This is a genomic window from Streptomyces sp. NPDC087844, assembly GCF_044742785.1.
Taxonomy (GTDB): domain Bacteria; phylum Actinomycetota; class Actinomycetes; order Streptomycetales; family Streptomycetaceae; genus Streptomyces.
In genome coordinates this window covers 272,871-288,723 of the sequence record NZ_JBIUVD010000011.1, presented here as the reverse complement: position 1 = coordinate 288,723, position 15,853 = coordinate 272,871, and the positions used below count along the sequence as shown (strand labels likewise).

The window sequence follows — 15,853 nt, the reverse complement described above, 5'->3', positions numbered from 1 at the left end:
GTACTTCTCCTGCTCGTCCCGTCTTCTTTTTTCAGCCCATCTTTCTTCAGCCCATCTTTCTTCAACTCGTTCTTTCAGCTCATTTCCAACGCCCGCTGCTTGAGGTGTTTCCCGGCCGTCTCAGTGGTCGTTCAGGAAATCGATGATGGCCGTGTTGACCTCGGCAGGACGTTCCAGATAACCGAAGTGACCGCAATCAGGGATCTCCACGTAGTCGCACTCGGGAATGGCCTCGGCGACCTCGGCGGCCAGATGGGGCGGCGTGACGAAATCGTCGCTGAACCCGATGACCCGGCACGGCGCGGACACTTCCTGCAGTGCTTTGCGCCGATCCTCGTCCGTGTTGATCCAGGTCTGGCCGATCGAGCTCTCGGCGCGGGCCAGTCGGAACGTCTCCAGCCACAGGGAGACGGCACTGTCGTCCTTCAGCGTGGCGGGCGAGAGCATCTGCAGCACCGACATCGCGGCCTCGTAGTCGGCCGGCAGTTTCACTCCACTCTGCATCAGGGCGCGTTCCGCCGTGCCGAGAGCGGTTCGCAGAGCGTCCGAGCGCGACTTGGTGGCGATCAGGACGGCGCACCGGACCAGGTCCGGGTGGCTGATGGCCAGTTCCTGCGCGATCATCGCCCCCAGGGAGACCCCGACGATCCGGCAGGGCGCGGCGTCGAGGGCCTCGATGAGGCCCTTGGTGTCGGCGACCATGTCGGCGATGGTGTATCTCCCCGGTGGAACGTCCGAGGGGGCGATTCCGCGGTTGTCGAAGGTGATGGCCTGATAGCCGGCCTCGTTCAGCGCGGGGGTCTGGTGCAGGGTCCAGACCCGGCCGGCGGCCGAGGAGCCCATGATCATCAGGACTCGTTCGCCTCGGCCCGACCGTTCGTAGGAGAGCCGGATGCCGTTGGTGAATACGTGCGGCATTCCGCGACCCGCTATTTACCGTCGAGCGCGATACGCAGGCTCTTGGGCCGCATATCGGTCCAGGTCTCCTCGATGTACTTGTCGCATTCCTCTTTGGAGGCCGTCACGCCTGTCTCGTTCCAGCCGCCGGGGACATCGAGGTCGGCGGGCCACAGGGAGTACTGCTCCTCGTGGTTGATCAGGACCTTGAATCGTGCCTCAGGGGTTTCGAAGTCAAAGCTCACGGTGCGCAAGGCGATCTCCTCTTCACAACGTTGACCGGGAAAGGAAAGGGAACTACGGAAGAAGGTTCGGGGGTTTGCTGGGGCGTTCGGGCGGCTGTCAGCGCCCCGGGCCCGCGACGTCGAGCACGGTTTCGCCGGTGGCCGTCTTCTGCCGGGCGAACTGCGTGTCGTAGAGGTCGGCGTAGAGGTCGCCGTCGGACAGCAGCGATTCGTGGGTGCCGCGTTCGCGGATCCGGCCGTCGTCGATGACGAGGATCTGGTCGGCCTCGCGGATGGTGGACAACCGATGGGCGATCACCACGGATGTGCGGCCTGCCAGTGCGGTCCTGAGGGCGCGCTGGATGGCCGCCTCGGATTCCGAGTCCAGGTGGGCCGTGGCTTCGTCGAGCACGACGACGGGCGGGGCCTTGAGCAGCAGCCTGGCCAGGGCTACGCGTTGCTTCTCGCCGCCCGAGAGCCGGAATCCGCGGTCGCCGACGACGGTGTCGAGGCCGTTGGGCAGGGCGGCGACGGTGTCCCAGATCCGGGCCGCCTCGCACGCCTCGACGAGGTCGCGTTCGGAGGCGTCCGGGCGGGCGTACAGGAGGTTGGCCCGGATGGTCTCGTGGAACAGGTGGGCGTCCTGGGTGACCACGCCGACCGTGTCCTGCAGGGAGGCCAGGGTGACGTCGCGGAGGTCGTGGCCCGCGATGCGTACGGAGCCGGAGACGGGATCGTAGAAGCGCGGCATCAGGTTGGTGATGGTGGTCTTGCCGGCGCCCGAGCGGCCGACGAGTGCCGTGAGTTTCCCCGCGGGTGCCCGGAAGCTGACCTCGTTGAGGACCAGGGCGTCGTCGCCGCGTTCCGAATGGGGCAGGGCGATCGACTCCAGTGAGGCCAGGGAGACTTCGCCGGCGGCGGGATAGCGGAAGGAGACCTTGTCGAACTCGATCTCCGGTGCGGCCGTGCCCATGGAGCCACGCCCGGCGAAGCCGCTGCCGGTGGGGCCACTGCCCGCAGCGGGCAGCGCTGTCGCTCCCGGCCGTTCCTTGACCAGCGGTTCGAGGTCGAGAATCTCGAAGACCCGGTCGAAGCTGACCAGCGCGGTCATCGCGTTGGCCTGCACACTGGACAACTGCTGGATGGGTGTGTAGAGGCGGCCCACGAGCGTGACCAGGGAGACGAGGGTGCCGAGGGCGAAGGCGTCCTCGACGACGAGGAGTCCGCCGATCCCGAAGAGCAGCGCGAGGGTCACCGAGGCGGTGAGGCCCATGACGATGCCGAGGAGCTGTGCCGTCACGTTGGTCCTCACACCGATGTCGCGGACGTCGGCGGCTCGTCCCGCGAACACGGCGGACTCGTGGGCGGGGCGCCCGTACAGCTTGTTGAGCATCGCCCCGGCGACGTTGAAGCGCTCGCTCATCAGCGAGCCCATCTCCGCGTTGAGCTGCATGGTGCCTCTGGCGAGGCGCTGCATCCGACGGCCGATGATCTTTCCGGGGAAGAGGAAGAAGGGGATCATGACCAGCGCGACGAGGCTGAGCTGCCACGAGAGATAGAACATCGCGGCGAGGACGAGGACCAGGGTCAGCATGGTGTTGACGGTCTCGGCCATCAGCACGGTGATCGCCTGCTGTGCCCCGATGACGTCCGTGTTCAGCCTGCTGACGAGCGATCCGGTCTGGGACCGGGTGAAGAACGCGAGGGGCTGGGCCTGGACGTGTCCGAAGACGGCCGTACGCAGGTCGTAGATGAGGCCCTCGCCGATCTGCGCGGAGAGTTTGGCCTGCCAGTACGTCGTGAGGGCTTCGAGCAGGGCGAGGGCGAGCAGGGCTCCGGCCACCGCGATCACGACATCGGTCTTCTGCGGCGTGATGCCCTTGTCGATGATGACGCCGAACAACAGGGGGCCGGCCGCCGTGACGACCGCGCCCAGCGCGGACGCGACTATCAGGAACAGCAGCCGAAATCTGTACGGCTTCGCATAGGGAACAATCCTCCGGACTATTCCGGGGCGAATACGCTGATGCCCTTCAGGGCCCTGAGGATTTCCCTCGGGCGGCGGCTCGTCGGCCGGAGCCTGTACCGTCACTTTCACAGCGGGTATCTCCTCACGGAATTCTCTCGCATTGTTCCGGCACAGCTTCGCTCGGTTGCAAGCATCCCCGAGTGCGCTCAGAAGTGGCAATAGGTTCAGGTGCCGACGAGCGTATTCAACTGACGCCGTGCCGCAGTTGAACACTCGGACGCGCCGCCGAAGGGCGCGGTCATGGACAAGCCGCCGAACGGGGTTTCGCACGAGGAGTTCCGACGAGGAGTTCCGGCGGCGCGCTATTCCGGCTTGCGGGAACCGGGCACGACAAGTCCCGTTTCGTACGCGGCGATCACGGCCTGTGTGCGGTCGCGCAGCGCGAGCTTCCCGAGAATGCGGCTGACGTGTGTCTTCACCGTCTCCTCGCTGACGACCAGCCTGGCGCCGATCTCCGGGTTGGAGAGGCCCTCGGCGACGAGCAGCAGGACCTCTCGCTCGCGTGCGGTGAGCGCCTTCATGCCGGGCGGCGGCGTGGCGTCGGGCCTGGCGGGCATCAGGGCGAACTCACTGATGAGCCGGCGGGTGATGCCCGGCGCGAGCAGCGCGTCCCCGGCGGCGACGACGCGTACGGCGTCGAAGAGCCGTTCGGCGGTGACCTCCTTGAGGAGGAAGCCACTGGCTCCGGCGCGCAGCGCGTCGTACACGTACTCGTCGAGGTCGAACGTCGTCAGGATGAGGACGCGCGGTACGTCGACGCCCTCGGGCGAGGAGCCCACGAGCTGTCTGGTGGCCTCGATGCCGTCCATCTCGGGCATGCGGATGTCCATGAGGACCACGTCCGGGGAGACCTCGCGGCAGACCTGTACGGCTTCCGCTCCGGAGGACGCGGTCCGTACGACGGTGAAGTCGGGCTGGCTGTCGAGCAGCGCGGCGAAACCGGTGCGGACCACGACGTGGTCGTCGGCGACGACGACCCGGATCAGCGAGGACGGGCTGGTCATGAAGTCTCTTCCGTCATGGGGTCTGTGGCGTCATCGGGTCTGTGGCGTCATATGGTCTGTGGCGTCATCGGGCTTCCGGCGTCTTGATGGGGAAGCGTGCCTCGACGACGAAACCTCCGCCGCCGAACCCCGAACCGGTGTGTACGTCGCCGCCGACCGCGGACGCGCGTTCCCGCATGCCGAGCAGGCCGTGTCCGCCGGTGGTCCGGTCGGACGGCGGTCCCGGGCCGTTGTCGCGGACGCGCAGGTGCAGGGCTTCGTCGGCGTAGGTGAGTTCCACGTCCACGGCGGCGCCGGTGGCGTGCTTGCGGGCGTTGGTGAGGGATTCCTGGACTATGCGGTAGGCGGCGAGTTCGATGCCCGGGTCCAGTGCGCTCGGTGATCCGCTGAGGATCAGGCGGACGGCCGTGGCGGACGCCTTGCGTGCTTCTTCGAGCAGTTCGTGGAGCTGTCCCAGGTCGGGCTGCGGCCGGCGGTCGCCGCCCGTGACGGACTCGGTGTCCTCGCGGAGCACGCCGAGCAGCCTGCGCATCTCGGTCAGGGCCGCGCGGGCGGTGTCTCCGATGCCGAGCAGTCGCTCGGCGCCCTCGGCGGGCATCCCCGCGGTGGCCATCCGGGCCGTCTCGGCCTGCACGGCGATCATGGAGATGTGGTGGCCGACGACGTCGTGCAGCTCACGGACGATGCGGACGCGTTCTCCGCGTGCGGCGTTCTCCCACTGGGTGCCGTCCATGACCTCGCGGATGGCGCTGTGCTGCCGGTTCTGCTCGTGGGAACGGGCGACCAGTCCGGCGAAGGCGGCCAGTGGGGCCAGTGCCGCGACGAGCACGACCCGTACGCGGTAGTCGGTGTCGTCCGGCCCCGTCAGGGCCAGGACGAGGAAGGGCGTGCCGAGGAGTGCGGCGGACAGGACCGAGCCGCTGCGGCCGAGCCGGTACTGGGCGACGAGCTGGGCGGCCAGGCCCGCCAGCGTCAGCGTCTCGAAGATCAGGAGCGAGCCCATGCTCGCCGCGGTGACGGTGACCCCGGCCGCCAGGGGACGCAGGAAGGCCAGGGGCAGGGCCGTGGACAGGCACAACAGTCCGACCACCATGGCGAACTGCACGCCTGTCGCGCTGCCGTGCGGGCCGGCTTCCGCGGTGGCGTCGGCGAACAGCCGGGGAATCGAACCGTGGGTGCCGACGAACTCGACGAGGGATTCCAGGACGGCGAGCAGCCCGAGGACGGTCCCGGACAGCGCACTCACGTGCGGAAGTTCCGACACTCGCCGTCGCGTCGCGATCCAGGTGTCACGCCAAGCCGTCGCACGGTGCACGTCGGTCATTATGGCAGTCGGCGCTGTCCGGGATCGTCCCTCCAGCCAGGGATGACGCCGTCCCCCGCGCGAGGGACGGCACCGTCACTCGTCAAGGGGGCCGGGTGGACCGACCGGGTGCGGGCGAGGTTCAGCCGCGGGCTTCGGTGAGTGCGAGCGCAAGGCGCTCCAGGCCTTCCTGGAGCAGATCGGGCGGGCCGCCGAAGCCGACCCGGATGTGCTCGGGGCAGCCGAAACAGGATCCGGGGATGACCAGGACGCCGCGCTTCTGGAAGAGCTCGTCGCAGAACGCGTCCACGTCGGCGAGGCCCGTCAGCCGGGGGAAGGCCGTGACTCCGCCCGCCGGTGCCGCGAACGATACGAGGTCGGGGTGGGCCCCGGCCCAGTCCGTCAGGGTGGCGCGGTTGGTCCTCGCCTGGTCGAGGCGGGGCCGGATGAACGCTTCGGCGTTCTCCAGGACGCCCAGGGCCAGGAGTTCGACGAGCGGCGACACGTGCAGCGTGGTGTAGTCGCGGATGCGTACGCAGTCGGCGAGCAGCTCGGGAGGTGCCACACACCAGCCGAACCGCAGGCCGGGCAGCCCGAACGCCTTGGAGAAGGTGCCGAAGCTGACGGCACGCGCGTACCGGGCCGTGATCTCGGGCAGTGGTGGGGCGTCGTAGGTGAGGTCGGTGAACGCCCCGTCCCACAGGACGTACGCGCCGACGCCCTCGGCGAGTCCGATGAGTTGGCCTTGCTGAGCCTCGGTGAGGGTGGCGCCGGTCGGGTTCTGCGGGAAGTTGACGATGATCGCCCGCGTGCGCTCGCTCACCAGCTCGGCGAGTCCGTCCAGCGAGGGCCGCCAGTCCTCGGCCGGCTCCAGCCGCCAGGTCCTGATCGTGCAGCCGAGCGCGATGGCGTACTCGACGAGCAGGTGGTAACCGGGCTGGACGACCACGACCTCGTCGCCGGGGCGCAGCAGCGCGCTGAGCACGAGCGACAGAGCCTCGCCCGAACCGCTCGTCGTCATCACCTTGTCCGGGTCGACACCCCCGCAGTGGCGGGCGACGGCGGCGCGTACCTCGGGTGCGCCGAGGGAGTAGCCGTCGTCGAACACCAGCCGGTCGACGTCCGCGTGGCGCAGGCCGGTCTTCGCGCGCAGTTCCGCCATGGAGTACGAGTGGAAACCGCTGGAGCTGATGTCGATCTCGGCGGTGAAGTAGTAATCGCGCAGCCAGTCTTCGAGCGGTGCGGACCGAAGTCTCATGGGGTGCCCTCGTTCTCCGTGTCGGAGTGGCGGAGTATCGGAATGCCGGCAGGTCGGAGTGTTGGCAGGTCGGATGCGAGTCCGACAGGATCCGCGTGTACGGCACGTACGGCGGGTGACCGCCCGGTTGCCGGCTGAGCCGGGGCCGGGCGGTCACACGTGGGCTCAGCGGCTGGCGCGGACCGCCCTGGCGTCCCGCGCGGCACGGGACTTGCGCAGGTCGCCGGTGACGTTGACGCGCTTGAGCCAGCGGTCCGTTCCGTCGTGGCGGGCCTTGAAGGGCTTACGGCCGTGGACGACCCGGAAGTTGTCCAGGAAGCAGAGGTCCCCGCTGGCGAGGGTGAGATCGCACATGGCCTCGTCCATGGCCTTGACGAGCGTGTCGAGTGCGAAGCGCGCCTCGTCGTCCCCGTCCCCGACGCTCATGAAGTACGGGTCGGCCCGGAGGTAGGGCTGCTGCGGGTCGCCGAAGAGGACGGCCACCAGATCGGGATCGCGCTGCATCTTCTCGATGTCCTCGAAGGATTCGAGGCGCTCCGGGCTCTTCACGGTGTTGTTCTTCCCGAGGTGGGACTCGTCGGGGCGGATGATGAACCGCTCCTCGGAGAGCGTCTCCCGTACGTCCTGCGGCAGTTCGAGCGCGTCGGCGTACCCGACGGTCGTCGCGGCCCCGTAGGGGTTGCGAAGGCAGGCGAACGACAGGAAGTCGCCCCTGAGCGGGTGGAAGGCGTCCTCGGTGTGCCAGGTCAGCAACGCCTCGCTGCTGGAACCCAGTTGCTCGTGCTCATGGCCCTGGATGGGGATGATGTCGTGGATCATCCTGCCGTCCTGCTGGGTCGCCCAGCAGAACGGGTCGCCCAGGAGCGAGCTGCAGAGCATGAGGAGCAGTTCCTCGCGGTGCGCGGGGGAAGGCCCGGACTGGCCCCGCCAGTGCGCGGGCGTAGGGCCGAGCCGGTCCTGGTCGACCCGGTAGCCGGATATGCACAGCACGCCCGACAGCTGTTCCAGCCGGAAGGCGTTCAGATGGAGTCGGACCCTGTGGGGGAGTTGGTGCGCGAGCACGGTGGCCCGGTGCAGCGCATCCTCCGAATCGAGGGCCGCGAATTCTTCCTCGAACTCGTCGGCGAGTTCTGTCATCGCGCCGATTTCAGTCTCGTCGAGTTCCAGCCTGTCCATGCTGATTTTCCTCTCCGTACCATGAATACGACGAATTGGTTTCCGGATACGCCGTCGAGAGAATCTCTCCGGCCCGTTGAGAAGGTGCTGGCCGATTCGGTGCCCGTGGGGGCGCACCGCCGGTCGCGATCCTTCGACATCGACATCCGCACAATGGAACTTGTTGATGTGTGCTCTGCGCTGCCGCAGCGAACGCTGATTCGCACTCCTCACCGGGCGATGACTCGTTTTCTGGAAACGATCGCCGGTCACAGCAGGAGCTGGTTGTCTCAGCTGGTCGTACTGATCGTGCCGGCCGAGAGGGCCGGGCTGGTCGAGAGGGCGGGACTGGTCGAGAGGGCCGGGCCGGCCTGGTGGTCGTGGTAGAGCTTTCCGGCCACCGCCACGTCGTGCAGTGACATGCCGAACGGGTTCACCACGATGCGGTCCTGCGCGGACCTCCGGCCTGTCGCGGCACCGCTGATGAGGTCGCACAGTTCGGCGGCGACCTCGACAGCGGGCGCCGGGCGTCCGGTGGCGGCGGGTGTCCGGTGGCGCGGTGGCGGCAGTACGTCGCCGGTGCGGTGCATCCTGCCCAGCAGTCGTGTGGTGTCGGCGGCGACCAGGCTCCAGTCGTCCACGATCACCTTGTCCGCGGCGGTGAACGCGTCGGGGAGCAGGTCGTCCAGTGACACGTTGACCGTGACGCTACCGGGAGCGATCCAGTCGGCCCGGATGTAACCGGTCGTCGTGGTGGTCACGGGGATGATCAGTTCCGCGTCGCGCACCGCCCGCTCGGCGGAGGAGGCGACGTCGAAGGCGACCGTACGGTACGTGTCTCCCAGTCGTTCGGCGAGGCGTACCGCGCGCTCGGGCACCTGGTCGTGGAGGTGGACCTCCCGTACCGAGGGCCATCTGCGCAGGGCCAGGTCGAGATGCGCCTCGGCCAGGGCTCCGGCGCCCACCACCGCGATGGAGCGGACGGGCCGGGCCCACAGCAGTTCCGCGGCGAGCACGCTGACCGCCGCCGTGCGTCCGGCCGAGATGTGCGCCGCGTCCATCGAACACACCGGCCGGGCGGTGGTGATGTCGAAGAGCAGGACGAGGCCGCCGGCACGCGGCAGACCGCGGTCCGGGTTTCCCAGGCTCGCGTTGATGATCTTCGTGCCGGCGATGCGTCGGCCTTCGATCTCCACGAGCCCGGGCATGTTGAGACTGCGGCAGGACTCACCCTGGTCGTTGGTCCACCGCAGGCAGCTCTCCTCGGGCAGTACGGTCCGGTCGTCCGCGTGCGCCAGGAACACCTCGCGTACGACGTCGACGAGATCGACCTTGCCTAGTAGCCCGGCCACGTCCGCGCCGGTCAGCTCAAGCATGGAGGTGCCGCTCGGTGTACGCGATGTCTCGCACTGCCACGGGAGTACCTCCGGCACAGGAAAGGGGTCCTTGCCGCAGCACTATGACCCGGCGTCACTCGGGCGATCAATGGTGTGTTCACCGGGCCGCTCGTTCAACTGCGGCCCCGCGCGGGTTGAACAGCGGGTGTCCGGCCGGGTGCCCGGCCAGGTGCCCGGCCGGGCCTGCGGGCACCGGATCGCGGGCGGGCCGAATCTCGCCGTGGGGTTGAACGGTCGGCGCTGCTGATCCCTACGGTGAGCGGAAGCGTATTCTCACGCTCCGGGTGGCAGTGCCTAGCCGGCCGGTCCGAGACGAGGCGACAGGAAGTGACGCATGGCCAAGACGTCCGGCATTCCGGGGGCGATGTCCCGCCGTGGCTTCGTGACAGGGCTGGGGACCGCGAGCCTGGTGGCCGCGCTGGCCGCCTGTGGCCACAACGACAAGGAACAGGCCCCTCCGCAGGACAGCCCGTCGGACAGCCCGAACCCGTCGCAGGACAGCCCGTCCCCGTCGGACAGCCTGAGCCGGTCGCCGGACAGCCCGTCCCCGCCGGACAGCCCTACCCCGCCCCAGGGCAGCCCGAGCCCTTCGTAGGGTGGCCATGCCCTTCGTCGGGTGACCGCGCCCGCGGCCGGGCTAAGGTCCCCCGCATGCCTCAGCGTTCAAGAGTGCGCTACGACAAGAGCGCCCACGTCGCCCGGATAACGCTCGACAGGCCCGAGGTCCTCAACGCGATGGACCTGCGGATGCACGAGGAACTCGGCGAAATCTGGGACGACTTCGAAGCGGACGACGACATGTGGGTCGCCGTTCTCTCCGGTGCCGGTTCCCGCGCGTTCTCCGTCGGACAGGATCTGAAGGAGCTGGCCCGCCGGGAACAGGAGGGGCAGGCCGCCCCCTCCACGTTCGGCAGCCGGGGCAAGCCCGGCTGGCCGCGGCTCACCGAGCGGTTCGATCTGGCCAAACCGGTCGTCGCCAAGGTGCGCGGGTACGCCCTGGGCGGCGGATTCGAGCTGGCTCTGGCCTGTGATGTCGTCATCGCCTCCCGCGACGCGAGTTTCGCCCTGCCGGAGGCGAGGCTCGGGCTCGTCGCCGGGGCCGGCGGGGTGTTCCGGCTGAGTCGGCAGCTCCCGTGGAAGACGGCGATGGGGCATCTGCTGACAGGGCGGCCGATGACCGCGCAGCGCGCCTACGAACTGGGCCTGGTCAACGAGGTCGTGGCGTCCGGCGACCTCGACGACGCCACCGAGAGCTGGGTGGCGGACATCGTGCGCTGCGCGCCGCTGGCCGTCCGTGCCGTCAAGGAGGCGGTCACCAAGTCGGCCACCCTGCCGCTGGAGTCGGCGTTCACCGCCCGCTACCCCTGGGAGGAGCGCCGGATGCACAGCAGTGACGCGGTCGAGGGCCCGCGTGCCTTCGCCGAGAAGCGCGAGCCCCGATGGCAGGCCCGCTGACCGACCCGGCCGGCCACCCGGCCACCCGGCCACTCAGCCGCCCGGCAGCCACCCGCGGGTCGGGCGGTGGGCCGCGAGCCGTCCAGAGCTGTTCCTGGCCTGTCCGAAGCTGTTCCTGGCCTGTCCGAAGCTGTTCCTGGCCTGTCCGAAGCCGTACGCGCGCCGCGCACCCCGGACACCGGATGTAACATGAACGTGCTCTGGGCCGAAGGGACATCGATGCACGCCGGGGACGACGTCAACTCTCTTGCGAGCGCGACGAAGCAGTTCGTCGCGGCGCGCCCTCAGCTCTTCGGAGTCGCCTACCGCGTGCTCGGCAGCGCCGCGGAGGCCGAGGACGTCCTCCAGGAGGCGTGGGTGCGGTGGCAGAACGCCGACCGCGCGAACATCGTCGAGCCGGCCGCCTTCCTGACCACCGTGGCCACCCGTCTCGCGATCAACACGGCTCGGTCCGCCCGGGTACGGCGCGAGGCGTACGTCGGACCGTGGCTCCCCGAGCCCCTCGACACCAGCCTCGACCCGCATCTGGGGGCGGAACGCGCCGAGGCGGTCGAGCTGGCGGTTCTCCTCCTCCTGGAGAAGCTGAATCCGGTGGAGCGGGCCGCCTACGTCCTGCGGGAGGCGTTCGACTACCCCTACCGGCAGGTCGCGGACATCCTGGAGACGAGTGAGGCCAACACCCGCCAGCTGGTGAGCCGGGCGCGCAAGCACCTGGCCACCGAGCGGAGGGAACGTGTCAGCCGCAGCGAGCACCGGCGGCTGCTGACCGTGTTCCTGACCGCGGCGCGGACCGGCGATCTGCGGTCGCTCGAAGACGTCCTCGCGGCGGACGTCGTCAGCTACTCCGACGGCGGAGGGGTACGCGGCGCCTCGCGGATCCCGGTGGTCGGACGCCCGCACGTCTCCCGGTACCTCGCCGCCTTCGCGCCGCGGTTCTGGCCGGAGTCGGACGTCCGCTGGGTCGAGGCCAACGGCCGCCCGGCCGTCCTCGTGCGGTCCGGCGGAAGCGCCGTGGCCCTGCTGTCGGTGGATGTGTCGGCGGAAGGGATCGACCGGATCATGTGGGTCATGAACCCGGCCAAGCTGTCGCCCTTCGTGGCGTCGCTTGACAGGTGAGCCCGGCGCGGTCCGGCGCTTCCTCCGGGCTCAGCGCCGGCTCCGTACCAGCAGGTACAGGAAGTACGGCGTGCCGATCACGGCCGTCATCAGGCCCGCACCCAGCTGGGCGGGGGCGATGACGGTACGGCCGAGGAGGTCGGCCGTGCAGACGAGCGCGGCGCCCAGCAGGACGGCCACCGGCACCACCCGCACGTGCCGTCGGCCCACGAGGGCACGGGCCGCGTGCGGTGCCACCAGGCCCACGAAACCGATGGTGCCGGCCGAGGCGACAGCGGTCGCGCTGAGCAGGACGCTCACCACCAGGAAGCCGAGTCTGGCCCGGGACAGCGGCAGGCCGAGGAGGCGCGGGGTGTCCTCGTCCAGGGAGACGAGGTCCAGTTCGGTGCGCCGGGCGAAGGCGACGACGAGGCCCAGTACCAGCACGAGTGCGACGGGCAGCACGTCCGGCATGGTCCGGCCGTACGTCGAACCGGACAGCCAGGTCAGCGCCTTCGTGGCGTTGAACGGGTCCGTGAGCACGATCAGCAGGCTGATCAGCGCCGCGGTTCCGGCGGCGACACCGATGCCGACGAGGACCAGCCTGTTCTGCTGGTAGCCGCCCCGGGCGGCGAGCCCGAAGACGACGACGGAGGTCGTCGCGGCGCCCGCGAACGCGGCTCCCGCGACCCCCCAGGTGCCGGCGACGGGTGCGGTGGTGACGAGGAGTACGGCGCCCAGCGCGGCGCCGCCCGACACGCCCAGGACGCCCGGCTCCGCGAGCGGGTTGCGGGTCACGGCCTGCACCAGCGTGCCGGCCAGGGCGAGCGCCGCGCCCGCGCACAGGGCCGCGAGCACGCGGGGGATCCGGGTCTCCAGTACGAAGGAGACAGCGCGGCCCGCCCTGCCCTGCGCCCAGTTCGCCACGTCGCCGAGCAGGAGTTTGCTGTCGCCGAGCAGGGCGCCGGCGACCGTGACACCGACGACCACGGCGACGAGGCCGGCCAGTGTCACCAGGAACACGGTCCGGCTGGGGATGCGTATCCGGTCGGGGGCCTCGGCTCCGGAGGTGTCCCGCAGCCGGAGGGCCATCGCCACCAGGAACACGGCGCCGACCAGGCTGGTGACGACGCCGGTGGGCACGGCGACCGCCCGGTCCGAGGGGACGAGGGCCCGTAGCAGCACGTCCGACCCGAGGACCAGCACCGCGCCGACGAGTCCCGCCACGGGCAGGGTCGTACGGGCGCGGGCGAAGCCCTTGAGCCTGCGGGCGAGCGGGCGGACCAGGGCCGGTGCGCACAGGCCGACGAAGCCGATGGGCCCGGCGAGTGTGACCGCCGCCGCGGACAGCAGCGAGGCCAGGACGACCACCGTGACGCGGGTGGCGCGGACCGGGACGCCGAGGCCGCGCGCGGCGTCGTCGCCGAGGGCCAGTGCGTCGACGCGGCGTGCGACCAGCAGCAGTCCGGCGATTCCGGCCAGGGCGATGGGCAGCATCTGGAGGACGCCGTCGAAGCCGTTCTGGCTGATGCTGCCCTGGTTCCACTGGTAGAGGCCCTCGGTCTGCTCGGGGAACAGCAGGAGCAGGCCCTCCGTCACGGAGTTCAGGCCCAGGGCCAGCGCGGTGCCGGCGAGGACCAGTCGTACGGTGCCCGTGCCGAGACCGGACAGGGCCAGTACGACGGCCGCGGCGAGGAGTCCGCCGGCGAAGGCGACCGAGGAGGAGGCGAGCAGCGGCAGCGAGACGCCGGTGGCGCCGACCAGGCCGAGCGCCAGATACGAACCGGCGTTCACCGCGAGGGTGTCGGGTGAGGCGAGGACGTTGCGGCTGACGGCCTGCAGTACGGCGCCCGCCACGCCGAGGATGACACCGACCAGGATTCCGGCGGCCATCCGCGGCAGCCGGGAGGCGATCACCACGGAGGCGTCGGCCCCTTCGCCCTGCCCGGTCAGGGCCTTGAACACCTCGGCCGGTCCGACGGTTGCGGTGCCCTGGGTGATGTCGACGATCCCGAGGGCCACGACCAACAGGGCGAGCGCGGCCGTCACCGCGGCCGCGCCCGCCCAGGACGTGGCCGTCGACGGGCGGGGGACGGGGGAGGTTGCGGTGACGGCCATGGCTCCGTTGCTTCTGCTTCGCCTGCTTCTGTCTCTGCTGCTACTTCGTCAGCGCGGCGACCAGAGCGTCGATGTACGCCGACATCGCCCCGGGGCCGCCGAACATCCAGATGCCGTCGTCCAGTCGGTGCACGTCACCGGCCTTCACGAACGGCAGGGACTTCCACACGGCGTTCTTCGCGAGCACGCCGGTGAAGGGGGTGGCGGTCTTGTCGTCGTCGTTGCCGATGTAGGCGAACTGCGTGTCCTTCGGCAGGTCGGTCAGGCCTTCGACATCGGTGGACCCGAGACCGTAGGCCGCGTCGCCCTTGACCTTCCACGCGTTCTTCAGGCCGAGGCGCTTGTTGACGGATCCGATGAGGGAACCGTCGGTGTACGGGCGCAGGGTGACTTGGTTGGAGGTGACGTAGCCGTCGGCGAAGGCGATCTGCGTGCCCGCGAGGTCGGCGTCGGCGAGGGCCTTCCTGCCCTCGGTGATCTTGGCCTCGAAGTCCTTGCGGGCCGTCTCGGCCTGGTTGGTGGTGCCGGTGGCCTTGGCGACGAGGTCGAGGTTCTCCAGCATCTGCCCGATCTGGTCGGTGCCGTCGGCGGACTTCACCTCCAGCACGGGGGCGATCTTGCGCAGCTGCTTGAGGGCCGCGGGCGGCAGGTCGGAGGTGGCCACGACGAGGTCGGGCGAGAGCGCGGCGACGGTGTCCATGCTGGGCTCGCCGCGGGTGCCGATGTCCTTGGGCTCGTTCTTCAACGGGACGGCGGAGTCCCAGGTGTTGTAGCCCTTGACGTCGGCGGCGCCGACCGGGTCCACGCCCAGCGTGACGAGGCTCTCGACCACGTTCCACTCGGTGGCGACGACCTTGGTGGCCGGGCCGTCGAGCTCGACCTTCTTGCCGGAGCCGTCGGTGAGGGTGATGGCCTCGGACGTCTTCTCGGTTGTGTCGGCGGCGGGCTCGGTGGTGCCGCACGCGGCAAGGGTGAGCGCCGCGGCGGTGGTGGCGGCCGCGGTGAGCAGGAGGCGTCTCATGAGGTGGTGCCGAGCCTTTCGGTTCGAGTGTGGTGAGTGTGCCGGGTGTGGTGTCGGCCGATCGGGCGGGTGCGCAGCCGGCCGGTGAGGGGGTCGTGGTCCACGTCGATGCGGATGCCGTAGACGGCGGTGAGGCGTTCCGGGGTGAGGACGTCCTCGGGCAGGCCGTCGGCGACGACGCGGCCCGCTTCGAGCAGGGTGATCCGGTCGGCGATGGCCGCCGCCTGGTCGAGGTCGTGCAGGACGACTCCGACGGCGATGCCGTGGTCGTCCGCCAGGTCGCGGATGAGGTCGAGTAGTTCGATCTGGTAGCGCAGGTCGAGGTAGGTCGTCGGCTCGTCCAGCAGCAGCACGCCGGTCTCCTGGGCGAGGCAGCTGGCGAGCCACACCCGCTGCAGCTGTCCGCCGGAGAGGTGGTCGGCGCCCCGCTCGGCGAGGTCCGTGACGCCGGTCAGCGCGAGCGCGCGGTCGATCGCGGCGGACGCGTCCGGGTCGGGGCGGCCGAAGCGGCCCCGGTAGGGGTAGCGGCCGAACTCGACGACGTCCCGCACGGTCAGTCCGCTGGGCGTGGGGCGGCCCTGGGTCAACAGGGCGACGTGCCGCGAGAACTCACGGGCGCTCAGGGCGAGGCCGTCGGTCCCGGTGTCGATCCTGAGCGTGGCGTGGCGGGCCCGCTGCAGACGGGCGATCGTCCGCAGGAGAGTCGATTTGCCACTGCCGTTGGGGCCGACCAGGACGGTCACCTCACCGGGCCGCAGTGCGACCGCCGCGTCGTGCACGACGTCGACGCCGTCGTACGCGACGGTCACGCTCGTGGCCGACAGTTGGTGACCGCGCAGACGCGGGGTGTCGGCTGTTTCTTCACCAGATCTCACCTGGTGAAGGTTAGCCTACCCT

The 15,853-nt window shown here is 69.9% G+C and carries 13 protein-coding genes and 1 pseudogene; 3 read left to right on the top strand and 11 right to left on the bottom strand.

Features of this window, described 5'->3' with window-relative positions; all coding sequences use genetic code 11:
• Positions 1-120 precede the first annotated feature (120 nt).
• The 8 genes from ACIOKD_RS23100 to ACIOKD_RS23065 all read right to left on the bottom strand — a co-directional run bounded on the left by ACIOKD_RS23100 (position 121) and on the right by ACIOKD_RS23065 (position 9,303).
• The gene (locus tag ACIOKD_RS23100; protein ID WP_402087001.1) at positions 121-918 is read right to left on the bottom strand and encodes an alpha/beta fold hydrolase; all 798 of its coding nucleotides are present in this window, start codon (positions 916-918) and stop codon (positions 121-123) included.
• Between the two features lie 11 nt (positions 919-929).
• Complete coding sequence (locus tag ACIOKD_RS23095; protein WP_402086998.1) at positions 930-1,151, bottom strand: MbtH family protein; 222 nt, start codon at positions 1,149-1,151, stop codon at positions 930-932.
• 88 nt (positions 1,152-1,239) lie between these two features.
• On the bottom strand, positions 1,240-3,219 hold the full coding sequence (locus ACIOKD_RS23090) for an ABC transporter ATP-binding protein (protein WP_402086996.1): 1,980 nt from the start codon (positions 3,217-3,219) through the stop codon (positions 1,240-1,242).
• Between the two features lie 233 nt (positions 3,220-3,452).
• Positions 3,453-4,154, bottom strand: coding sequence for a response regulator (locus ACIOKD_RS23085; protein WP_402086993.1), 702 nt, complete (start codon positions 4,152-4,154; stop codon positions 3,453-3,455).
• Between the two features lie 64 nt (positions 4,155-4,218).
• Positions 4,219-5,400: a sensor histidine kinase gene (locus ACIOKD_RS23080; protein ID WP_402086990.1), complete on the bottom strand. Its 1,182-nt coding sequence runs from the start codon at positions 5,398-5,400 to the stop codon at positions 4,219-4,221.
• A gap of 199 nt (positions 5,401-5,599) precedes the next feature.
• Positions 5,600-6,715 carry a capreomycidine synthase gene (gene vioD / locus ACIOKD_RS23075; protein ID WP_402086987.1) on the bottom strand — a complete coding sequence of 372 codons (1,116 nt, stop codon included), beginning with the start codon at positions 6,713-6,715 and terminating at the stop codon, positions 5,600-5,602.
• A 165-nt stretch (positions 6,716-6,880) separates the two neighbouring features.
• Positions 6,881-7,891, bottom strand: coding sequence for a guanitoxin biosynthesis L-enduracididine beta-hydroxylase GntD (gntD, locus tag ACIOKD_RS23070; protein WP_402086983.1), 1,011 nt, complete (start codon positions 7,889-7,891; stop codon positions 6,881-6,883).
• Positions 7,892-8,160: 269 nt separating this feature from the next.
• Positions 8,161-9,303, bottom strand: a complete 1,143-nt coding sequence (locus ACIOKD_RS23065; protein ID WP_402086980.1) for an ornithine cyclodeaminase family protein — start codon at positions 9,301-9,303, stop codon at positions 8,161-8,163.
• A gap of 298 nt (positions 9,304-9,601) precedes the next feature.
• Between ACIOKD_RS23065 and ACIOKD_RS23060 the strand changes: the two genes are divergently transcribed.
• The 3 genes from ACIOKD_RS23060 to ACIOKD_RS23050 all read left to right on the top strand — a co-directional run bounded on the left by ACIOKD_RS23060 (position 9,602) and on the right by ACIOKD_RS23050 (position 11,838).
• The gene (locus ACIOKD_RS23060; protein WP_402086977.1) at positions 9,602-9,862 is read left to right on the top strand and encodes a hypothetical protein; all 261 of its coding nucleotides are present in this window, start codon (positions 9,602-9,604) and stop codon (positions 9,860-9,862) included.
• Between the two features lie 56 nt (positions 9,863-9,918).
• Entirely contained in the window at positions 9,919-10,722 is an 804-nt protein-coding gene (gene dpgD, locus ACIOKD_RS23055; RefSeq protein ID WP_402086975.1) for an enoyl-CoA-hydratase DpgD, read from the top strand.
• A gap of 219 nt (positions 10,723-10,941) precedes the next feature.
• Positions 10,942-11,838, top strand: a complete 897-nt coding sequence (locus ACIOKD_RS23050; RefSeq protein ID WP_402087051.1) for an RNA polymerase sigma-70 factor — start codon at positions 10,942-10,944, stop codon at positions 11,836-11,838.
• Positions 11,839-11,868: 30 nt separating this feature from the next.
• On the opposite strand, the pseudogene ACIOKD_RS23045 reads toward ACIOKD_RS23050, so the two are convergent.
• From ACIOKD_RS23045 to ACIOKD_RS23035, 3 genes and pseudogenes are all read right to left on the bottom strand, one after another.
• A pseudogene (locus ACIOKD_RS23045) lies at positions 11,869-13,941 on the bottom strand (iron ABC transporter permease); the annotation flags it as partial.
• 34 nt (positions 13,942-13,975) lie between these two features.
• Positions 13,976-14,956 carry an ABC transporter substrate-binding protein gene (locus tag ACIOKD_RS23040; protein ID WP_402086972.1) on the bottom strand — a complete coding sequence of 327 codons (981 nt, stop codon included), beginning with the start codon at positions 14,954-14,956 and terminating at the stop codon, positions 13,976-13,978.
• Positions 14,953-15,831 carry an ABC transporter ATP-binding protein gene (locus ACIOKD_RS23035; protein WP_402086970.1) on the bottom strand — a complete coding sequence of 293 codons (879 nt, stop codon included), beginning with the start codon at positions 15,829-15,831 and terminating at the stop codon, positions 14,953-14,955. The genes ACIOKD_RS23040 and ACIOKD_RS23035 overlap by 4 nt, the downstream gene beginning before the upstream one ends.
• Positions 15,832-15,853: the final 22 nt, after the last annotated feature.